The following is a 21,266-nucleotide window of genomic DNA, read 5'->3' as shown; positions in this document are numbered from 1 at the left end:
TGATAATGCTCCGTTAATTCTTTTTCTGTGACGCGGGGTGGTGCGGATCCATGTCGTCCGGCACATCGAGCTTGGCCGGACGGTCCGGATAGCGCAGGCCCGGCTTGAACATGCGCAGCTGGTAAACATAGGCCAGCACTTCCGCCACGGCAGCATACAGGCGCTCGGGGATCTCGTCACCGATATCGCTGTGTTTAAACAACGCACGGGCCAGCGGTGGTGCTTCCAGGATCGTGACTTTGTGCTCTTTCGCCAGTTCGCGGATCTTGGCCGCCACCTCATCGGTGCCCTTGGCCACGACTTTCGGCGCGCCGCGCGAACCTTCCGCGTATTTCAGCGCCACCGCATAGTGGGTCGGGTTGGTCACCACCACGTCGGCGGTCGGCACATCGGCCATCATGCGGCGGCGCGCCATCTCGCGCTGCATCTGGCGGATCTTGCCCTTGATTTGCGGGTTGCCGTCCGATTCCTTGGATTCCTGGATCAGTTCCTGGCGCGTCATTTTCAGCTTGTTGGCGTAGTGCCACAGCTGGTATGGCGCATCGATGGCGGCGATAAAGCCCAGCGAGCCGACGATGAACAAGAAGCTCATGGCCAGCATTTCCACCAGGTGCACCATCCCCATGTTCGCCGGCTCCATGATCAGTTGCAGCACGGCTTCGCGCTGGCGCATCACCACCAGGTACGCGACGAAGCCCACCACGATGGTCTTGGCAATGGCTTTCACCAGCTCCACCAGGGCATTGGTGGACACCATGTTGGTCAGCCCGTTGATGGGATTGAGCTTCATGAAGTTCGGACCGATGGCCTTGCCGGAGAACAACCAGCCACCAACCAGCATCGGCGACACCAGCGCCACCATCATCACCGCCAGGCCCAGCGGCAGGCAGGCCAGCATCACGCGGCCAATGTCGATCCCGACGCGCGTCAGCAGCACGTCGGGGTTATAGATTTGCTCCGGGGTCAGGGCCAGGCCGGACACCATGGCGGAACTGAGGTCCCGCACCAGCCCGCCGCCAGTCATCCACAGGCCGGCGCCGGCGGTCATCAAGACAGTAAAGGTCGCGACTTCGCGCGACCGGGGAACATCGCCTTCCTCACGCGCCTGCTCGAGGCGCTTCTGTGACGCCGGTTCTGTCTTTTCGCTTTCGCTCTCTTCCGCCATGTCCCGCACCTTCGCTATCGATGGGCTCGATTATCACGCGCGCAACGACCAACCCATCGGCGGAACAAGGCGGAAAATCCAGGGCTTATTCTAGTTTCCCCGCCTCAAGTGATACGACATCTGATAATAAAAATGTGAATATTCACACTTTTGAAAATTAACCATTAATTACCGAAATAGTGACTGTATTTTATTTAGCAATTGCACAACCCCGGGATAGCATGCTACAGTGCAACATACGTGTAACGCTTAAATTTGCGTCCGTTTTGCTCTAGCGCATACAAAAGTGCTCTGAACGGAGGGCATTTCATGCCGCATTGCGCAATACGGGATTCTCGCTGTGGTTTTTACGTGAATAAATTGTAAGTTGTGATATTCATCACAGGAACATTTGCCACATTTCAATTAGCATAATTAGAATAGTTACCGTCCGTCTATAACAGATAAGCATTACTGCAAACACCGGCACATGGAAATAACGAACTCAGTCGTACTGTTACAACCAGGTATCTACATATTGCGGCACCCCAAAGGTGGACAGCCGCCGATGACTGTTTCCCGCGCGCCAGGCGATCCATTGCACAATGGCCGCATCGAAGCGATCTGGACGCCCGGCACCCTGGGCGCCACCCTGCGTGACGGCACCGACTGCATCGTGATGCACGTGCAGGATGCACCGGCGGAATTACTGGTCAGCGCCTTCGTTGCGCAAGCCGGCGCTGTGGCGCCAGCGCTGCGTATCGACAAAATCGGCCTGGATGAGCCGGGCCAGCCAGCAGTACCCGTTGCATCGGTGGCACTGGCAGCTCCGCTGGCAATGGCAGCACCGGCGGCGCCAGGCGCCGTGCCCGCTCCGCGCCCGGCGGACCAGCCTATCCGTATCAGCAACGAAGGCTTGTCGCTGATTGGCCATATTGAGCGTGTAGGCGATGCCGTGGCGTCGGAAGGCCAGTGCCTGGGCGACCCGGCCAGCGGCCTGCGGGTGGAAGGCTTCCAGGCCATGTGGCCGAGCCATCCGAAAGAAGTGGATTTAGCATACAGCGTGACCCTGGAAGGCCTGGGCGCCACCCAGACCGTCACCACCGGCCAGTTTTGTGGCAGCAAGGGTGAATCGCGCCGTGTGACGGAAGTGACCTTCACCCTGGTTGGCGCCAATGCGCACAAGTTTGAACTGGAAGGCGTCGCCTATTTCTCGGGCGGCTTCAGTGTCCCGATCACTTCGGGCCTGCCGGCCAGCGGTCCCAGTGGCCTGGAACACCTGACCGCGCTCAAGTTGGGCGTGGCCATTGCTCAACCGGGCAAACAGCAAGCGCTGAATCCGTGGGATCAATCGCCGCGCACCAAAGTTTTCAAGCGCAACAAATAATTTAGCCGTAGCAGTAAATCTTAAGTAACACCCGTGTGTGTAGGACTTACGTGGCCGGTTTCGTACTCCGCCCTATCGGAGTATGGCTGGCCGACCAACGTAGTTCCATTTCGAAAGGAGAAGTAAATGTACGAATCATCAGCCTCTACGGTTACCAATACGCTGCAGAACAGCAGCAATCCTGCCTTTGACGATCAAACCGTCATTAATGAAATCATCACCCTGACCACGACCACCTCCGGCGGTACGACTGACACCTCTGTCACGATCTCGGAAGTGACCGTGACCCCGGGCACCACCCCAACCGTGCCGGCAGGTACGGAAGTGGTGCTGCTGACCGTGAACCAGCCAGCAGGCTCGACCGCACCAGTGGTGCTGACGGCCGCCGCAACCAAGAACGTGCCAGTAGTGGTGATCCAGGGCAATGCCAACATCGACCTGACGCTGAACGATGGCACCACCCAAGGCGCTGGCGTGGAAACCACGTCCGCAGGTGCAACTGTTCCTGCCACCGGCGCGCAACGCGTTGTTGTGGCTGGTTCGGGCGAAACCAAAGTCACCATCGCTGACGCGAAAAACACCAAGCTGACGCTGGGCACCGGCAACAGCACCGTGGTGACCGGCCAAGGCGTCGACACCGTGGTCGCAAGCCTGGGCAACAGCACCATCACCGGCGGCGCAAGCGACTACACCGTGGTGAAACTGGCGGATGCGGCGTCGAGCTACACCGTGACGGCAAGCAATGGCCACGCCATCGTGAAAAACAACGTCACTGGCATCACCACCGACATCACGAAGATCCAGTACGTGGAAGTTGGCGGCAGCGACGCCCTGGTATTCGCGAAGAGCGCAACCGAAGCGTCGATCGCGACCCTGTTCGAAGTAGCCTTCGGCCGCAATGCTGACGCATCCGGCCTGGATTACTACTACGACCTGGCGAAAGACGGCGCAACCCTGAGCCAGATCGCCAACGCCCTGGTAAGCTCCGGCGAGTTCGCTCCACGCAACCTGCTGGACGACACCGCGTTCGTCAACAGCCTGTACGTGAACACCTTCGGCCGTAACGGCGAAGCTGGCGGTATGGCTTACTGGCTGGATGCGATGCACAACCACGGCATCGCGCGCGCGGACGTCATCCGTTCGTTCGCAGAGATCCACACGCTGAACCTGCTGGGCGGTGCTGGTCCGCAAGCTGGCCACGAAGCGACCCTGGTCGGCAACGTCACGATCGTTTCGGGCATCATCTAAGCAATTTTTTTATGATGCACCCACAAGGGGGGATTCCCCCCTTTTTCTTGTCTTGCTCCCCTCGACTGCGCGCCGATGCACTACTGTCACGCGCAGTCGAGGCATTCAAAGCCGGCCACCATGCCGATGCGCTGATTGCCGTGGAATACCTGTGCAGGCTCTATCCCGAGCAGCACATTCCGGCAATGCTGCGTGCCAAAATTCTTGAAACTTCCCGTCCCGAACTGAGCACCAAAGCCTGGTACCACGCATGGAAAGGCGTGCCTGACCTGCCAGTGCTGCAGGATGCGATGCTGCGCTGCTGGCTTGCCGCCGGCGCCGCGGACAGCGTACGCACCCTGGGTGCGGCCTTCCTGCCCGCGCGCTGCCGCACCGGATCGCATGCGCCATTGCTGGCCATGCTGCACGAAGCCGGCCTTGCGACCGTGGGCGCCTGCTGGAAAGCCGGCGATACGACGGACGCCATCGAGGGCATGCTGTTCGCCCCGGCAGGCGGACCTGCCACGATACCTGTGCTGCTGTCGGACGAAACTTCCCAATATCAGCTGAACGTGCCGGCTAATGGCCAGCGCTTCCGCATTAACTGCCCGCATCCGGGCGTCTGGTCGCTGGCATTCGATAGCGGCGCCGGCCCCCAGTTGTTGCAGGGATCGCCGCTGGTGTTCAGCGCGGCGCCATCGCCCGCCACGGAACCACCGGCCGCACCGGCACAAGATCCTGCCGCAGCGGAAACCGAACGCCCGGTTGATATCGTTATCCCGGTCTATGGCGATGACGCCCGCACCCGCGCCTGTATCGCGAGTGTGGTCAACAGCCTGCGGCATAATCATTCATCCGCGCGTGTGGTCGTGGTGGACGACGCCAGTCCCGAGCCGGCCCTGTCGGCCTGGCTCGATGCGCAAGCCGCGGCCGGCCATATCGTCCTGCTGCGCAATCCGCGCAACCTGGGATTTATCGAAACCTGCAACCGCGCCATGCGCCTGCAACCGGCGAACGACGTCATGCTGCTCAATGCCGATACGCTGGTGCATGGCGACTGGCTGGACCGCCTGCGCGCGACGCTGTACAGCGCACCGGACATCGCCACCGCCACGCCGTGGTCGAACAACGGCGAAATCACCAGCTTCCCGACTATCGCCATGGCGGCGCGCGGCCCGCTGCCGGACCAGCTGGCGCGGCTGGACCAAACTGCCGCCGCGCTGCGCAACAGCGGCGTTAACGGCGACATGGAATTGCCAACCTGCTGCGGCTTTGCCATGCTGATCCGCCGTACCGTGCTGGACCAGGTCGGTCTGCTGGATGGCGTGCACCTGGTGCGCGGCTATGGCGAAGAAGTCGACTGGTGCCTGCGCGCCGCCGCCGCCGGTTATCGCCACTTGCTGGCGACCGGCGTGTTTGTGGCGCATACGGGCACCGTCTCGTTCCGTTTTGAAAAGACACTGCGCGTGCGCGAGAATCGCAACGTGCTGTCGGCCCGCTATCCAACCTATCACACGCTGTATGCGCGCTTCCTGATGGAAGACCCATTGGAACAGGCACGCGATGCACTGCGCAGCGCACTGGAACAACAGCAATGCGACTGGCTGGCGGCAGCCATACAGTTGCAGGAAGGTGCGCTGGAAGTCGCCCGCCCCGTTCCCGCAGCGCTGCCGTCGTCCTGCGTGCGCATTGGCGTCTGGCAACACCGCCAGCGTCACCCGCATGCCCACAAGGTCCTGGAACTGGCGCGCCAGATCGCAAGCCGCCCGGACATCAACGTGCGTCTGCTGATCATTGGCGAAGCCAGCGAACCGTTGTGGCATACCGGCGTCGTCGACGTTCTGCCATCGGGGCTGTGGGATGAAACCGCATTCCTGACCGATGCCGCCATGGCCGGCCTGGCCGGCTGCGCCGCGTTGCTGGCTCAACACGATTTAATCACGCCATTGCAGGTGCCGCGCGTGGAACTGGACGATGGGTTCATGCCCGATGTATGGTTGAACAATTGGCTGGCGCAGCATAACGCGCCTGCCATCCGTACCCGCAAGCCTAAGCTGAAAGAGACCGTAGCAGTATGAAAATGGAAACACTCCCTGCCCCGCGCAAACCCCGCGCAAAGGCAGTGAAGGCGGCGCCGAAATTGCCCAAGCTGTCCGCCAAGCGCTGGACCGGCGCGCTGGAAGGGATGCACCGGGGCCTGGTATACGGCTGGGCCCTGGATATCGAACAACCTGGGCAACGGGTCATCCTGGAAGTCTTGCGCGATGGTGACGCGGTCGGCACGGTGACGGCCGACGTCGCACGCGGCGATTTGACGGACGCGTTCGCCGGCGCCGTCCCGAAAGGTACACACACCGACGTCTGCCACGGTTTTATTGCCGACCTCGGCATTATCAAGCCTGGCCAGGAAGGCATCGTCACGGTACGGGTGGCCAATACCGGCGTCCTGCTGCCCGGCCATATCGAGCTCTCCTCGTCCGGCAAGCCGCCGGTTGCCGCGCGCAGCGCCGCCTTCAGCGATGGCGCACTGCGGCTGCATGGCTGGGCCATCGACAACCGCGACGAACGGCGTAAAGTCACGGTGCGCGCCTACCTGGACGACCAATTGCTGGCGGAAACCGTGGCCAACATCACGCACCCGGCCACGCGCGCCTACGAAGTCAATGACCACGGCTTTATTCTCGACCTGCCGATCCGGCTCGGCGATGGCCGCAGCCATACCGTGCGCGTGGTCGACGACCGCGGCAATCCATTGAATGGCAGCCCGCTGACGGTCTGCTGCTATGCGCAGGGCGTCAAGGCGCTGTTGCCGGACGATGGCAGTGTCCTGGGCACGGCCATCGATGGCTACGAACGCGTGCTGCCGCGCAGCCTGGCGATGCACCATTACCGCGACTGGAGCGCGCAATTCGAAACTCCGGACAGCGTGCCGCCGCTGCCTGCGCAACTGGCCGCATTGAAAGTCGGCATCCTGGTGATTGGCGGCCAGCACAACGACCGCGATGCCTGTACGCGCACCCTGGCAAGCCTGCAGCAGCAAAGCCACCCACTGGTGCACATCTTTGCACTGGAAGAAGGTGCGGCCGATCAACAACGGGTGCTGCACGCCATGGTGCAGGCCGCCCTGCTGGCCCGCTGCGACATCGTCGCCTGCGTGCGCAACGGCGACCTGTTGCCGCCGCATGCCGTGACAGCCGCCCTGCATGGCTTCGCCGACGCCGCCACGCAGATCGTGTACACCGATAGCGAACGCGCCGGACAGCCATGGTTCAAGCCTGCCTGGAATGCCGAATATGCGCTGGCCAGCGACTATCCGCTGGATTTGCTGTTCGCACGCGCCTCCGCCGTTGCCGCGCTACCGCCTGAAGCCCGCGCCCATTCCGCATCGCTGGGCTGGTCGTTACTCGCGGCGCAATGGGAAAACGCGCAGCACAGCATCGTGCATATCCCCCGTGTGCTGCTGCAAAGCGGCACGCCGCTGTCCGCACAGGAACAGCAGCAACGCTACAGCGCCGCCGTTGCCGCGCTTGGCATTGTCGAAGCAAAGGCCACACTGCCGGTCCTGGCTGGCCCGGCCGATGCCGGCTTCATTCCACGCCGGGTGGCACGCCCGCTGGGCAAGCGCGACAAGCAGCGCAAAGTCAGCCTGATCATTCCGACCCGCGACCGCGTGGAATTACTGGAACGCTGCATCAGCACGATCCAGCAGCACACCGCATGGGAAAACCTGGAAATCATCGTCATCGACAACGATTCCGCGCTGCCAAAGACTAAAACTTATTTCCGCAAGATCGCCAAACAAGGCGTGCGCATCCTGCCGTCCCCCGGCCCATTCAATTTTGCCACCTTGAACAACGCGGCCGTGGAAGCCGCCACCGGTGAAATCATTGGACTGATCAACAATGACATCGAAGCCATGCACGATGGCTGGCTCGATGAAATCGTCAGCCACTTGCTGCAGCCCGGCGTCGGCGCGGTCGGCGCGAAACTGCTGTGGCCCAATGGCATGGTGCAGCATGGCGGCGTACTGATGGGCGTGGGCAACGTGGCCGGCCACTACGGCAACCGCCTGGCAAACGGCGACTGGGGCGACCATGGCCGCAACCAGCTGATCCAGCAAGTCAGCGGTGTGACCGCCGCCTGCCTGTTCCTGCGCAAGAGCGATTATTTGGCGGTCGGCGGCATGGATGGCGTGGCGTTCCCGGTGGCGTTCAATGACGTGGACCTGTGCCTGAAATTGCGCGCTGCCGGCAAAACCATTATCTGGACACCGCATGCAACCATGCTGCATGCGGAATCGGCCAGCCGGGGACATGAAGACACGCCGCAAAAGCGCGACCGCTCGCTGCGCGAGATCGACCAGTTCCGCAAGCGATGGGGCGAGGTGGTTTTGCATGACCCGGCTTACCACCCGAGTCTGAACCTGGATGCGCACAGCCACGCGTTCGGCGGGTTGGCGCTGCCGCCACGCCGCCGCAACCCACGTTTTTGCCAATTGCCCGTGCCGGCCTGAGATATGAATATGAACCAACCTCCGGCCCATGGCGCCCCGGCCATTCGCCAGCGCCAATTACTGCATGTCGGCTGCGGCCTGGCGCGCCCTGAGCGGCTGCCCGCTTTTTTCCGCACGCACCAATGGCGCGAAATCCGCTTTGATATCGATGCGGCCGTCCAGCCTGACATTATCGGCAGCATTACCGACCTGGCAGGCGTGGCGGATGGCAGCATCGATGCGATCTGGTCATCACATAATTTGGAACACCTGAACGGATTCGAAGTCCCCGCCGCACTGGCGGCGTTCCATCGCGTCCTGACGCCCGATGGCTTCGCACTGATCACGGTGCCGGACCTGCAATCGATCGCACAGCATGTCGCCAGTGGCGAACTTGATACGCCGCTGTACCAGTCCGCGGCAGGTCCGATTTCCGCGCTGGACATGATCTTCGGCCACCAGGCCTCGATCCTGCATGGCAACGACTATATGGCCCACCGGACCGGCTTCACTTCGTCCACGCTGGGACAGGCGTTGGCTGACGCCGGCTTCGAAGAAGTGCGCGTGCATGAAGGCAGCCAATGGGACCTGTGGGCCATTGCCACCATGCCGCACACGTCGCCACAGGTATTCCAGCATCTGGCGGAGGTTGTCCGGTGAATGTTTTATTTATTCACCAGAATTTCCCGGGCCAGTTTACCCATCTGGCGGCCGACCTGGCCAACGACCAGCGCCACCGTGTCGTTGCCCTGACCATCAACCGCCTGCCGGTCCCAGCCGGCGTCGAAGTACGGCCCTATACCCTGATTCGCACGCCCGGCAAGGATACCCATTTCCTCTTGTCCGACCAGGAGAAACAGGTGCTGTGCGGCGAAGCCTGTGCCGCCGCCGCGCTGCAATTGAAACGCGACGGTTTTGAGCCGGACATCATCGTTGCCCACTCCGGCTGGGGCGAGGCGCTGTTCATCAAGGATGTTTTCCCCAGGGCCAGGCTGGTTATATATTGCGAATATTATTATGCCGCCGAAGGCCAGGACGTCGGCTTTGATCCGGCCGAGCCGCCACTGAGTTTCAGCCAGCGCTGCCGGCTCCGTTTAAAAAACGCCGCCAGCCTGCTCAGCCTCGAAGCCGCCGACGCCGCCATCTCGCCCACTGCGTGGCAGCGCAGCACGTATCCGGCATGGGCGCAGGAAAAAATCTCGGTCATCCACGAAGGCATCGACCTGCAACGGCTGCGCTTCAATCCCGCCGCCCGCCTGCAATTGAACCGCGAAGGCGGCGCCATTGCCGAATTCCGTCCGGGCCACCAGGTCTTCAGTTATGTGGCGCGCGGCCTGGAACCGGTGCGCGGATTCAATGTGTTCATGCGCGCATTGCCGGAAGTCTTACGCCGCTGTCCGTATGCGCATGCCATCGTCGTCGGCAACGACGCCATCAGCTATGGAATGGGTGCCCCGGGCGGGCGCAGCTGGCGGGAGCATATGCTGGACGAAGTCGGCGCCGGCCTGGATATGGGCCGTGTGCATTTCGTCGGCAATGTTACTTACGAGAGTTATCTCAACCTGCTCAACATCAGCCGCGTGCACAGCTATTGGACCACTCCGTTCGTACTGTCATGGTCCCTGCTGGAGGCCGCCGCGACGGGCATGCCGGTGCTGGCATCGGCAACGCCTCCGGTGATGGAGTTTGCGGACCGGCTTGGTATCCGCACGCTGGACTTCTTTGATCACGGCGGGTTTGCCGAGGCGATCGTTGGCAAACTGACCGCTCCTGAACGCCCCCGCCTTGCTCCCCATATTCCCGAGCTGGATGTGGCGCAATGTGTGCGGCAGCAAAAGGCCCTGCTGGGCATGTGAAACAATTCTTGGCCTGGCCGGCGCGCCGTACAAACTCGGCGCGCCTTGCACGGGTTGCCGTTTCGATTAAGATTCGTGAACTTGGCGTGCGGCGCGAAACGATTGTTCGTATGGACTGCCTGGCTGAAGTTTACTGGAGTTGGCAACCCATTCAACATTCTCTTTGGCAACGCGAGCGGGGTTCCCGGCGATGACGGCATTCTCGACAGTAAATCTTTTCGTCAGAACACTTCTGGCGCCCACGATGCACCCATCCCCGATCGTAACCGCCTTATTGATGTAAGCGCCTTCGCCTACCCAGACCCGGTTTCCGATATAAATCCCATCGGAAACATCCAGGTACTCCCCGCTTATCTGGTCGAATATCAGGTGCGGGTATTCCCCTGCGCGGATCACGATATTGTTCGAGAACATGCAATCGCTACCGATTTCCACCATGTTGCCGGAATTGGGCAGCAAGATCCTGCTCTTGCTGGCAATGGAAAAATTCTTTCCGATCATTAAAGATGATCGGGAAGATTCATGTTTGGTATTTCCCATCTCAACCCGCAAACCGTTCAAGGTAGAATTTGCCTCGATACGAACGACGTTGAAATCACCATTAATTTGAATATGAACGTGATTTTCCCGGGAACCAGCAGCAATCACGATCTTGTTGCCTTCGCCCTTGATCCAGCCTGACAATCCGACATTCTCGCCAACGTCAACGACGCTACCGGTGCCTTTATCGGAAAACTCGTGCTTCATTTACCCTCTCACCGTTGGTACTTCGCCAGACAAATAGTTTAAACATGCCCCGAAGTATTGAGATAACGGGTCTTGCCTTCATCCATCACCAACTTGGCTTTCTCGATCGTTGCCTCATCTGCTGGAAGGCCAATAAATTCACACAACTCTTGCAAAACCCTGTCGCGATCTTTGAGCAGCTTTTCGAATGAAATCAGGTGAACCGGACGCCTGCCCTTGATGCTTTCGTAAAAACGAACCAGCTTCATCTGGCGCGCCACCGCACTGGCCAACGCTTCATCCCGGTCTTCACCGATGGAAATGTTATTCCTGATAGCCGTTGCCAATGGGTCCCTGAAGATGATTATATATGCCCAATCGGGATCCAACACCTTTTCAAGCTTCTCCCCTTCCTGGCTGAACAGCTTGGGGTCCTTGAAGGCTACCAGCGGGTGGAATTTACTGCGGCCCACCAACGCCTCATTCAACTCATCGACTTTTCCGTCGGAGAGGAGTGCCCGGAGGTCTTTATCTTCCCCTGTTGGAGAAATAGCGCCGTGGCCAAGGTAGTAATCCAAACCCTTTGCAATTGACGCGATTGCCGAGGTGCCACTCCTGCCCAGACCTGTTATTAATATCTTTGAATGCAGAGGCTTATCCATAAACTTTCAATTATTTTCATGCAATGCAAGCCACTCGGGGGCGTTGCAAATAATTCTACTAAGCGATACATCTTATCACACAATACACATGTGGCGCTCCTTCCCCAAAGGGCTCCGGACAGGTGTGGGGTGCCGACTTCTTCATGGACAGCGCCCTTGTCGCCTGCCACTTGCTTTGATACGCTCAATCTCCGGGCAGGACCAACGTCTGATTTCCAGGGAGTGTAGACCTTGCGGAAACACTTGCTTTTCCCACAAAAAAACGGCGAGAATACTGCCTGCACTTAACTTGCCGCACTACCCCTGCCAGCAAGTGCAACGCTTGCTATTTTAGATTTAACGCTCTATTCACCTTCCACGTCAGGAAAGACCAATGATTCGCGTATTTATTGGCTACGATTCCCAATTACCTGCCCTGTTCCACGTTTTTTCCCACAGCATCCACCAGCGTGCATCGCAGCCTGTATCCATCACCCCGCTCATGCTATCGCAACTGGGCGGCCTGATGACACGCGAACGCAATCCGCTGCAGTCCACCGAGTTTTCGTTTTCGCGCTTCCTGACGCCGTATCTGTCCAACTACGAAGGCTGGTCGATTTTCGCCGATAACGACGTCCTTGCGCGTGAGGATGTGGCCAAGCTGTGGGCCCTGCGCGACGACCGCTACGCTGTCATGGTGGTCAAGCACGAGCAACCGGAAAAGGAACGCACGAAGTTCCTGAATATGCCGCAGACGCCTTACCAGAAGAAAAACTGGTCGGCGGTCATGATGTTCAACAATGCCAAATGCCGTGCGCTGACGCCAGAGTACGTGAACACCGCCAGCGGGCTGGAACTGCACCAGTTCAAGTGGCTGGAAGGCGACCACCTGATCGGCGGGTTGCCACAGGAATGGAATCACCTGGTGGACTACAACGAACCGAACCCCAACGCCACTTTCGTCCACTACACGGGCGGCGGTCCCTACTTCAAGGAATTTTCCAACTGCGAATTTGCCGAAGAATGGTTCGCCGAACGAGAAGATATGCTGCGCGTCGCGCAACGTGAAGGCTGAACTTTATCCCGCATCGCATGAAAACAATTTGCATCACCGGCCTGCTTCCCTACTATAACGATGCGGTCCTGGACATCCTGGTCCTGGGCGGCGTCAAGCCCGCGGCACAAAGCACGCGCGACCAGACGCTTGACATGCGCGCATGGCATGAGCGGCTCACGCATAACCTGGGCGCCCTGCCTGCTCCCGGGTACGAACCAGGCCGCCTGTGGGAGCAACTGGCAGGCGATGTCTTCATGGCCAACCTGCATGTCCCGATGTGGGGATGGGCCGACCGCGCCAGCCTCGGCCTGCTCGATTTCTGGCGCGGTTTCGACGCCGGCGTGCATTTCCTCCTGCTTCACATTCCAGCCGAACAGTGGCTGGCGGACCGGCTGGTCGATGGCGCCACCGACCCGGCGCCACTGCTGGCCCAATGGGAAAGCGCCACCCGGGAAATGCTGCGTTTCCACCTCCGCAACCAGGACCGCAGTTGCATCATTGACGCGACGCTGGCCGTGCAATCGCCGCAGCGCCTGCTGGAAGCATGCCGCGACAGATGGAACCTGCCCCTGGAGTCACAGTCGGTCTTTACGCCTGCCGCACCGGAGCGGGGAATCCTGCCGGCCTACCTGGCACGCCAGATTACTGCGGCAGCCGGAGAACTGACGGATGTGCAGCACGAGATCGATGCCACCTGTATCGACCTCGGTTCGGCGCACGCTCCGGCGGCCATCGGCTATGCCGATGCCCTGGCGGAGTATCGTCAGCATGCGGCCTTCGCTCAGCAATTATTGGCCCGTGCCGAAGAGTTGCGCCAGACCAAGCTCAGCTTGGTGGCTGAATCACAGCGCGCCGCCCGGCTGGACGCGGAAAACGGACAGTTGCTGTTCCAGCTGCAGGCGGTTCAGGAAGAACTGCAGGAAGCAATCCGGTCACATGACACGCAGCGTACGCTGCACCAGGAACAGTCCGCGGAGAGCCAGCGCCAGCTTGAGGCTCAAATGAGCGGTGCGGCGGAAGCCCTGGCAGCGCACGAGGCGGCCATGGCGTCGGCCCAAAAGAAGCATGCGGCGGAACACGCCCGCCTGAAGCGGGAAATGGCAGTCCAGGCAGCCAAGCTGGCCGACAACACGGACCTTCTCCAGCAACAAGAGCGGTTAAGTGCCGACAACAAAAAGTTAAACTCGGAACTGGAACGGCTGCGCAAGCAGTCCGGGGAACAGGATCGATTGGTACGTGAACAGAAGATGGTGCGCGCCGAACTCGAACGCGACAATGCCCATTTGCTGCTGCAATTCACCACCGTCCAGGAAGATCTGGAGCTGGCATTGCAGGCACGCCAGCAAGATGCCCGCAACCTGGCGACCGCCAGCGCCGATGCAATTCGGCTGGCACAGGAGCTGGAGGCATCCACTGCGCGCCTGAAACACTTGCAACAGCGCGCCGAACGCATGGAACAGCGTCTTCCCGGCTATATCGATTACCAGTCCCTGGCATTGCTGCCGATCGGGCACGATGGGCGCGGCTTGGCCCATTGCCGCGTGGCCGGACTTGAATGCGGCGGCGAAAGCCGCGATGCGGCGTTCACGTTGTTGCTGGAAAATAGCACGGTCGGCTTCGCGTTCGAGCAGGCAAGCCATGCATTGACACGTTGGCCGCACGCAGCCGAAGGGCGCGATGTCGTCGACATTATTCCAACCGGCCATGCGGCCGACACCGTACTGCGCGCCACCACGTTGAAGCAGTTGTCGACCAGCGACTGGCTGCTGACCCAGCAGTTGATACGCGCGCTCACCTTTGCGCTCACCCAGCCTGGCAATTTGCCTGAAGGGATCGCCGCGAGTGCTGACGAGATCAGCCAGGGATTGGACCAACTGCACCACGTATTGGGTCAATTACCCCTGATTTTGCGTTTTGACGGCGCAGAGCTGGTGCGGGCCTATGTCAGCGATGACTACGAACACCTGGAAATCCGGCTGAGCGGCCTCATGCTGGGCTCGCTTCGCTGCGAGGAATTTGTTTTCCGCCTGGCATGTGCCAATGTGCCGGGAACGCCGTTTGGCAGCCATCCGCGCCTTGAATTCCCGAGCAGCAAGAGCACCAGTCTGTTCGAGCAATGGTTCGAAGAGTCGAGCAATATCCATGGTCCCAAGCTGGAACTGCGCTTTGCCGCGCCGGACCAGATGGACCTCGAAGTGTGGCAAAAGATCAGTACCGCCGACCAGGCGCTGATCAATGCCTTGTGCGATCAACTGGAAGACATCGTCGGTATGGTGAGCACAGACGCCACCGCCCAATTGCCGCGTGAATGGAATCATTGGTCGGCAATTGCCGCGGGCATGCGCCGCACACTGGCGCTGCGTTCCGCCCACAATGCACCGGGCAGCCCTGAATTGCCAGGTCACGGCGATGCGGACCATGCTTCCCTGACATTAACGCCGCTGCAGCACGACGGGCAGGGCCTGGTCCATTGCCGCCTGGCCGGGTTTGAGGAGGTCGGCAGCGGCCGCGACGTGAATTTCACGCTGTTACTGGAAAATGGCACGGCCGGCTTCGCGTTCGAGCAGGCAAGCCATGCATTGACACGCTGGCCGCAAGCCGCCAGCGGACGTGGCGTCGTCGATATTATTCCGACCCGACACCCTACCGACAGCGTGCTGCGCGCCACCACATTGAAGCAACTGTCGGCCAGCGACTGGCACTTAACCCAGCAGTTGATCCTCTTCCTCAGCGATACGCTGGACGAGCCGGATTGCTGGCCCGACGGAATGGCCGCGAGTGCGGGCGATATCACCAAGGGATTGGCCCAGCTGCACCATGTGCTGGGTCAGTTGCCGCCGATTCTGCGCTTTGACAGCGCCGAACTGGTCCGCGCGTATGCCAACGATGACTATGAACACCTGGAAGTCCGGCTGCGCGGCGTCTTGCTGGGCGGGCGCCACTGTGATGAGTTTGTTTTCCGCCTGGCGTGCGCGAAAGTCCAGGGCATGCCGTTTGGCAGTCATCCGCGCCTTGAGTTCCCCCGCAGTGAGGGCATCAGCCTGTTCGAACGCTGGTTTGAAGAGTCGAACAATATCCATGGCCCCAAGCTTGAACTGCGCTTTGCCGCGCCGGATCTGATGGACCTCGACATCTGGCAGAAAATCAGTCCGGCCGACCAGATATTGATCGTGGCCTTATGCGACCAGCTGGAAGACATCGTCGGCATGGCCGGCGCGGGCACCACTGCTCAATTGCCCCGCGAATGGGCCCATTGGTCGGCGCTCGCCGCAGGCATCCGCCGCACACTGGCGCTGCGCTCCGTGCGCAAAGCCTCCGGTGCGGCGGCAATCCACACGCATTCATAAGATGAACAAACCTGTATCCCCTCTCGAAGCGGCCATGCTGGCCCTGCGCGCAGTCTGTCCTCCCACAGGCGTCATCCATATTGGCGCCGGACACGGTCGTGGCGCCGTTCATGCATGGCGAAATTGGGACATTGAAAGCGCCGTGCTGGTGGAAGCCGAGGGCGCCCGTTTTGGCTGGGCGCACGAACTGGCCGGCCAGTTAAACGGATGGCACGCCATCGAAGCCATCGTCGCCGGTGCCGAAGGCGACGTCACGTACTATACGGCCACCAATCCGGATGAAGATGGCCTGATCCAGCCGGAGTCGCTCTCCCAACTGTGGCCCAACCTTCGCAGCGTCCACAACGAAAAAAAGGCGGCCTTGACGCTGGATTCGCTGGTGACGCCGCTGCCGGATGCCGCGCGCCTCAACTGGGTGATTATCGACTGCTACGGCGCCGGGCAAATCCTCGATAGCGCCAAGACCGTGCTGGCTCGTGCCGATGTGGTCGTGTTGCGGTCGCTTCTGGATACCGCCAACGGCGCACTTGCTGCGTCCGGTTACGCACAGCAGTCCGACCAGATCGGTGCCGCAGGGCTGGAGGCGCTGCCATTCTTTGAATCGACACACCCGTTTTCGGGACACGCCATCTTTGTACGCCAGGTCCCCCTTGCGGTCCAGGCACGGCAGAACAAGTTGGCAGAGGGTGGGCGGACTGCCCGTGAAAAGACCGACATCCTGTCGGCCCGCATGGCGGAACTGGAGACCACGCAAAGGCTGGCGATGGGCAACTTGAACCAGCAACTCACTGCCCTCCAGGCTGAAAAACATGCCCTGGCTGAAGAACGGGACAATCTGCTGCTGGCTGCGGGGAAACGCAAAAAGGAGCTGGGACAGCTCAATGAACGCAATGCAAGTCTCGATGGCGCCTTGTCGTCCAGCCAGGCAAAGCTGGCGCAATGCGAACAAGCCCACAAGGCCACGCAAGCCAGGCTGGCAGAGAGTGAACAATCGCAAAAAACCACCCATGCCAGCCTGCAAGATGTCAAGAACAGCCTCGGGACAAGCAACGCCGCCCTTGCAACGGCAAACGGCGAGCTGCAAGTCCTGCGCGGCAAGCTGGCCGACTCCGGCGCGCAACTGACGCAGGCGCTGGCAGCCATGGCCGACGCGGAGCGGCTCCGCGACGTGCAGGCAGCCGACATCGAGGCGCTGAAAACGGAAATGGGACGCCGTAGCATGGCCACCGCGAAACAGGCCGCCAAACTTGATGCTTTGTCGGAGCAGCACGCGGCACTGCAGGCGGCCATGGAGGGCGCGGCGGCGGCACACCGGCAGGACATCGATGCCGCGCGCGCCAGCCTCGACGAACAGTGCCTGCAACTTGAACAAAGCGCCCAGGCCATCTCCTCGCTCAGGGAAGAACACGAAGCGCTGATGCAGGTTGCATCCAAACGCAAGGCCAGGGTCAGCGAACTTGAACAGGCCAAGCAAGACTTGACGGACAAAATGACACAGCAAGCGCAACAGTGCTCGGCCCTGGAGCAAGAGCTGCAGACTCAGCTGGAGCGGGTGGCGCAAAGCGAACAGGCCGCCCAAGATTTGACGGACAAGCTGACATTGCAAGCGCAACAGCACTCGGCACTGGAGCAAGATCTGCAGGGCCAACTGGCGCGGGCAGCCCAGAGCGAACAGGCCAGGACAACGCTGGCGCGCGAGCTGGAGGAATTGCGCCCGGCACTCCAGGCACGGCAAGAACAGGCTGACCGCCTGACGCGCCAGCTCAGCGAATGCAAGGCGCGGTCCGAGCAGGTGGAGGCGGAGTGTTCCCGCAAACTGGCCCGCATGACGGAACTGGAAAGCGAAAACCAGCGCGCACGTCATCAGCACAGCCTGCTTCAGGACGAGTTGATCAAAGGGGAAGCCCAGATCGAGCTGATCAAAGATCTGCTGTTGCGCGATGCCGGGCTATAAGTTGCAAGCCGTCAGCTGAACCTCGGAGTTCAGCATCGTTGCCCATTACGCAACGAACTGAACTTCTTAGTTCAAGCCACAGCCTGCGCAGCGAGCGCCCCATATTTTTCGACCATCGCCAACGATTCCTGGTGAACAGGGTCAATCTTCAGGGCGCTATGCACATGTTGCAATCCTTCCTCTATCTTTCCCATCCGAATCAACTGCGCCCCCAGGCGCCAATGATGATTTAGCTCTGCGGGGTTAAGACGGCAAGCCTCCCGGAACATTGCCAGCGCCTTTTCGTGCATCTTCAAGCGGGCGTAGCCCAGCGCCAAACTGTAAGTTACCCCAGGATGCTCGGGAGACATTCCCTTCGCGCGTTCGAGTTGCACGATCGCTTCCCCGGTCAGCCGCGCGCCCAACATCACCCGCCCAAGGCGGAATCTGGCATCGAACTCCTCTTCCGGACTCATCGTGTCGCCGAAGCGAAACAACATACTGGACAGCGCGTTCACTGCGACGTCATAGTCTTTCTCGCCCATGGCAAACGCGCTCCGTACCTTCAGAACCTTCTTCGTACTGACAGCCGTCCGCGTCGCTGCAATCGCCACCTCCGGCGCTGACGCTGACGCAGGCAAAGTTTTCTCCGCCAAGCCGGGCACATAGGCCGCAACCACCATCGCCATGATGGCGGCGACGGCCGGTCGCGTCACATGGATATTATCCTGTTCGTAAGCGATTTTTCGATCGGATAATGTAGCGAGTTCGTAACTCGGGAAATAGTCTACGTTGGCATGGTGTGATGCGAACGCTTCAGCGGCGGCACGCTGCACAGACTTGCTGTAGGTATTTGCGATGAGCGCATCCTTACCCGAAAAAGTCGCTTTGAACGGCACGGGCGAAACCGTAATGAGCATCTTGAAATCAGGATGGCCATGCTCCTTGAGCATGGCATGAATACGTTCCAATGAAGCAACAATGTCATCGTAGGCCAGGACATCCATTCGAAAGCGATCCGGCTCGAGGTTGATTGCCTCCTGCGTGGGCTTGCCATTCAAGTATAACCCGGTCTTAATGTCAAACCAGGCCTCGGCCAATCCCAGGGTGATAATAATGATTCGGCATTCGGGCACCCTTTTCATTAAATCAGTCACCATCGCCCGACGCTCGATTACACGTTCCAAACTGGCGCTTTTAAGATTAGTAACCATCTGCGCATCATGCCAGTTCCCCTCTTCAGCTTTCAGGTAAAAATCTTCAGGCGCGTGGTTGGGTGGGGAAAACGCCCATCGCAACTCGCTCTCCATGGAATGCACACTGAATTTGCTTAGAATATCGTTGGCTGTCGCTGTTACGCGCTCTTCTTGTGGAATATTGATAGTCAGCGCAGGAATTTCAAATCCCAGTTCATGCATATATTTCTCAATCTCGCGCGCAAAACAGGAGCCGATGGTAAATATTTTGTCGCTTTTCGAGAAGGTAAAACTGGGCTTCACAGCTATTTTGGCCAAGCCATCAAGCCGCACACCGGAAGCGCGGCCGTCAGGCCAACGGGAAGTCCGGTCGGAACGAAGATTCTTGGCAGCTTCGTCGGAAGTAAAACTATGAATAGGCATGAGTTAGCTCCTGAAATTGAAACGAATAGACCGTCGCTGATTATAGCTATGAAGGTTGCCATTTTTGACAGACAGATACTGCCACCCGCGTGCGCCGGACAAAGTTTTATCATCTTGACACGAAAACGAGGGTGCTATGGGATTGGCTTTTCCAGAAAACGAAACAGCCCCGGCTGCGCACGCATCCGCTCCGGTGTCCACGACCGGCAAGGCGTCTGGACGGCCGCCGCCGCGAGCGAAAAATAGCCTATAAACTATCGGCCTGGCCCGCCAGCAGGAGTTCTTTGAGCAATGCCAGTTGCGCTTCTCCGCGCTTGATGTCTTGCCCCAAGTGTTCGGCATGTGTTTGGTATTCCTGCTCGCGCCGCCGGAACTCGCCCAGCACATGTTGCAAGGACTGCGCCCCGCTGCCCTGGGGAAGGTTGATGGCAGCAGCCGTAGCCGTGCGCTTGACTTCACCCCGCATCTGATCCAGCTCTTTGCGCAGGCGCGCCATTTGCGCCATCAGCGATTTGCTGCAAACGCGCTGGTCTTCCACCTCCACTTCGACAACCAGCGTCGCGGGCGGGACCGGAGTATCCGGAAGCGCAATATCGAGGTAGGGGGTGTTGTCCAGCAACAGCCATGCGCTGCTCCCTGCCTCTGCCAAAAACGGGACCTCGTAGGCGCCCTTGGAGACCGCGCTCACTTCGCTGGTGCTGAGTTTCCATTCATGCAGAATCTCATCGCTGACGCTCCTTAAGCTGCAACCGTAGACGCGCAGCAGGCCGGGACGGTTAATCGGCTTGATCCGCAAATGGCTGCTGGCGCCATGTTTCGGCAGGGTGAGTGTCAGCGTGTGGCGGCCTGGCGAATGCGTCCAGGTGCATTTCGAAGAAGCTGAGGATTCCACGCCGGCGTCACCGGGCTGACACCACGACAGGGTCGTCTGTACGCGCGGCACGCTTTGGCGGTGCGCCAGTTCGGCAAACGGATATTGCACCTCATCGCGTGTCAGGTTTTGCAGCATGCCCGCCCAGGGAGCTACCTGAAGACAATAAGCCTCGAACCCGCCCCGCAGGCGGTCCGCTTCGTCGCAGTCCACTGCCGCCAGCGCTTGGTGGGCCGCGGAGGCCATCCGCCAAAGTTCGCCGCACACCGCCAAATCAGACAGGTCAGCTTGCGACGAACGGTTCAACTCAGGTGTCACGAAGTCCGCCGCACGGGCGTCCCAACTGGAGCGCGATGCCGCGAAGCCAAGCGACAAGGCGGCATCCAGTTTTTCAAGTTCCTTGCGCCAGTCTTGCATCAGGTCTTCATAAGCCACCGTACAGCGCGTTTCGCCGCGCGTATGCCATTCCGCGTGCAGGCTGTAGTCGATATACAGCATCAGGCACTTCAGGTAGGGAAACCCCTTCATGGCGCGCTGCGAATAGGCGACCGCACCAGGATCGCGCAGGCAAACCACGTATTTGGCCGTGATCCCCGCTTCCGCAAAGACTTCTTTCCACAATGGCAGCGTTTTACTCAGGCGCGGGTCCTTTAGCAGCGGCGGCGCCACCCCGGCGTCAAGTCCTTGCAGGAAAGCGGCCAGATCGGCTTTCATGGCCGCCGCCGCCGGCAGTTCCCACCAGCGTTCCGGCAATGGCTCCATGGCATCCCATGCCGACCCGACACTCTCCAGTATCTGGTTGTTCAGCTCGACCAGGCGCCGGCTCTCGAAAAAACCCTTCGGGTTCGCCTCATTGGCGGGCAACAGGTCGTCACCCAAGGCCGGCCCAAACGCGCTGATCAATCCGGTCATGGCCGAGGTGCCGGAACGGTGCATGCCAAGCACGATGATGCAGCTGCCGCCCAT

14 protein-coding genes are annotated in these 21,266 nt (G+C 60.2%); 9 read left to right on the top strand and 5 right to left on the bottom strand.

What is annotated here, in order from left to right; genetic code table 11:
• Positions 1–13: 13 nt before the first annotated feature.
• Complete coding sequence (flhB, locus tag AC1RRC_RS30080) at positions 14–1,165, bottom strand: flagellar biosynthesis protein FlhB (protein WP_493059421.1); 1,152 nt, start codon at positions 1,163–1,165, stop codon at positions 14–16.
• Positions 1,166–1,712: 547 nt separating this feature from the next.
• Here flhB and AC1RRC_RS30075 point away from each other — a divergent pair.
• The 6 genes from AC1RRC_RS30075 (at position 1,713) to AC1RRC_RS30050 (ending at position 10,106) form a co-directional block, all read left to right on the top strand.
• Positions 1,713–2,531 (top strand): hypothetical protein, encoded by an 819-nt coding sequence (locus AC1RRC_RS30075; protein WP_493059419.1) that lies wholly within the window; start codon positions 1,713–1,715, stop codon positions 2,529–2,531.
• Positions 2,532–2,657: 126 nt separating this feature from the next.
• Positions 2,658–3,779, top strand: a complete 1,122-nt coding sequence (locus AC1RRC_RS30070) for a DUF4214 domain-containing protein (protein WP_493059418.1) — start codon at positions 2,658–2,660, stop codon at positions 3,777–3,779.
• A gap of 185 nt (positions 3,780–3,964) precedes the next feature.
• Positions 3,965–5,836, top strand: coding sequence for a glycosyltransferase family 2 protein (locus AC1RRC_RS30065; RefSeq protein WP_493059417.1), 1,872 nt, complete (start codon positions 3,965–3,967; stop codon positions 5,834–5,836).
• Positions 5,837–5,838: 2 nt separating this feature from the next.
• Positions 5,839–8,271, top strand: coding sequence for a glycosyltransferase family 2 protein (locus AC1RRC_RS30060; RefSeq protein WP_493059416.1), 2,433 nt, complete (start codon positions 5,839–5,841; stop codon positions 8,269–8,271).
• A 9-nt stretch (positions 8,272–8,280) separates the two neighbouring features.
• Positions 8,281–8,910, top strand: coding sequence for a class I SAM-dependent methyltransferase (locus tag AC1RRC_RS30055; RefSeq protein WP_493059415.1), 630 nt, complete (start codon positions 8,281–8,283; stop codon positions 8,908–8,910).
• Positions 8,907–10,106, top strand: coding sequence for a glycosyltransferase (locus AC1RRC_RS30050; protein WP_493059414.1), 1,200 nt, complete (start codon positions 8,907–8,909; stop codon positions 10,104–10,106). The genes AC1RRC_RS30055 and AC1RRC_RS30050 overlap by 4 nt, the downstream gene beginning before the upstream one ends.
• 66 nt (positions 10,107–10,172) lie before the next feature.
• Here AC1RRC_RS30050 and AC1RRC_RS30045 read toward each other — a convergent pair whose 3' ends face one another.
• Positions 10,173–10,853 carry an acyltransferase gene (locus AC1RRC_RS30045; RefSeq protein WP_493059413.1) on the bottom strand — a complete coding sequence of 227 codons (681 nt, stop codon included), beginning with the start codon at positions 10,851–10,853 and terminating at the stop codon, positions 10,173–10,175.
• Positions 10,854–10,891: 38 nt separating this feature from the next.
• On the bottom strand, positions 10,892–11,494 hold the full coding sequence (locus tag AC1RRC_RS30040; RefSeq protein ID WP_493059412.1) for a sulfotransferase: 603 nt from the start codon (positions 11,492–11,494) through the stop codon (positions 10,892–10,894).
• A gap of 373 nt (positions 11,495–11,867) precedes the next feature.
• Here AC1RRC_RS30040 and AC1RRC_RS30035 point away from each other — a divergent pair, with 373 nt between their 5' ends.
• From AC1RRC_RS30035 to AC1RRC_RS30025, 3 genes are read left to right on the top strand one after another with little or no spacing between them, the layout of a single operon-like run.
• The gene (locus AC1RRC_RS30035; RefSeq protein ID WP_493059411.1) at positions 11,868–12,548 is read left to right on the top strand and encodes a glycosyltransferase; all 681 of its coding nucleotides are present in this window, start codon (positions 11,868–11,870) and stop codon (positions 12,546–12,548) included.
• A 17-nt stretch (positions 12,549–12,565) separates the two neighbouring features.
• Positions 12,566–15,877: a hypothetical protein gene (locus AC1RRC_RS30030; RefSeq protein ID WP_493059410.1), complete on the top strand. Its 3,312-nt coding sequence runs from the start codon at positions 12,566–12,568 to the stop codon at positions 15,875–15,877.
• Position 15,878: 1 nt separating this feature from the next.
• The gene (locus tag AC1RRC_RS30025) at positions 15,879–17,831 is read left to right on the top strand and encodes a hypothetical protein (RefSeq protein WP_493059409.1); all 1,953 of its coding nucleotides are present in this window, start codon (positions 15,879–15,881) and stop codon (positions 17,829–17,831) included.
• Between the two features lie 71 nt (positions 17,832–17,902).
• Here AC1RRC_RS30025 and AC1RRC_RS30020 read toward each other — a convergent pair whose 3' ends face one another.
• Together AC1RRC_RS30020 and AC1RRC_RS30015 are read right to left on the bottom strand one after the other, a co-directional pair.
• Complete coding sequence (locus tag AC1RRC_RS30020) at positions 17,903–19,429, bottom strand: GSCFA domain-containing protein (RefSeq protein WP_493059408.1); 1,527 nt, start codon at positions 19,427–19,429, stop codon at positions 17,903–17,905.
• A 247-nt stretch (positions 19,430–19,676) separates the two neighbouring features.
• Entirely contained in the window at positions 19,677–21,266 is a 1,590-nt protein-coding gene (locus AC1RRC_RS30015; protein ID WP_493059407.1) for a sulfotransferase family protein, read from the bottom strand.

The organism is Pseudoduganella sp. GW821-FHT12E03, assembly GCF_058807115.1.
This window is presented reverse-complemented; position numbering and strand designations above follow the sequence as displayed.

Bases quoted from the DNA above. Each gene is read 5' to 3' on its own strand.
- flhB (WP_493059421.1), bottom strand. From the start codon at position 1,165: ATGGCGGAAGAGAGCGAAAGCGAAAAGACAGAACCGGCGTCACAGAAG.
- AC1RRC_RS30075 (WP_493059419.1), top strand. From the start codon at position 1,713: ATGACTGTTTCCCGCGCGCCAGGCGATCCATTGCACAATGGCCGCATC.
- AC1RRC_RS30070 (WP_493059418.1), top strand. From the start codon at position 2,658: ATGTACGAATCATCAGCCTCTACGGTTACCAATACGCTGCAGAACAGC.
- AC1RRC_RS30065 (WP_493059417.1), top strand. From the start codon at position 3,965: ATGCTGCGTGCCAAAATTCTTGAAACTTCCCGTCCCGAACTGAGCACC.
- AC1RRC_RS30060 (WP_493059416.1), top strand. From the start codon at position 5,839: ATGGAAACACTCCCTGCCCCGCGCAAACCCCGCGCAAAGGCAGTGAAG.
- AC1RRC_RS30055 (WP_493059415.1), top strand. From the start codon at position 8,281: ATGAACCAACCTCCGGCCCATGGCGCCCCGGCCATTCGCCAGCGCCAA.
- AC1RRC_RS30045 (WP_493059413.1), bottom strand. From the start codon at position 10,853: ATGAAGCACGAGTTTTCCGATAAAGGCACCGGTAGCGTCGTTGACGTT.
- AC1RRC_RS30040 (WP_493059412.1), bottom strand. From the start codon at position 11,494: ATGGATAAGCCTCTGCATTCAAAGATATTAATAACAGGTCTGGGCAGG.
- AC1RRC_RS30035 (WP_493059411.1), top strand. From the start codon at position 11,868: ATGATTCGCGTATTTATTGGCTACGATTCCCAATTACCTGCCCTGTTC.
- AC1RRC_RS30030 (WP_493059410.1), top strand. From the start codon at position 12,566: ATGAAAACAATTTGCATCACCGGCCTGCTTCCCTACTATAACGATGCG.
- AC1RRC_RS30025 (WP_493059409.1), top strand. From the start codon at position 15,879: ATGAACAAACCTGTATCCCCTCTCGAAGCGGCCATGCTGGCCCTGCGC.
- AC1RRC_RS30020 (WP_493059408.1), bottom strand. From the start codon at position 19,429: ATGCCTATTCATAGTTTTACTTCCGACGAAGCTGCCAAGAATCTTCGT.
- AC1RRC_RS30015 (WP_493059407.1), bottom strand. From the start codon at position 21,266: ATGGGCGGCAGCTGCATCATCGTGCTTGGCATGCACCGTTCCGGCACC.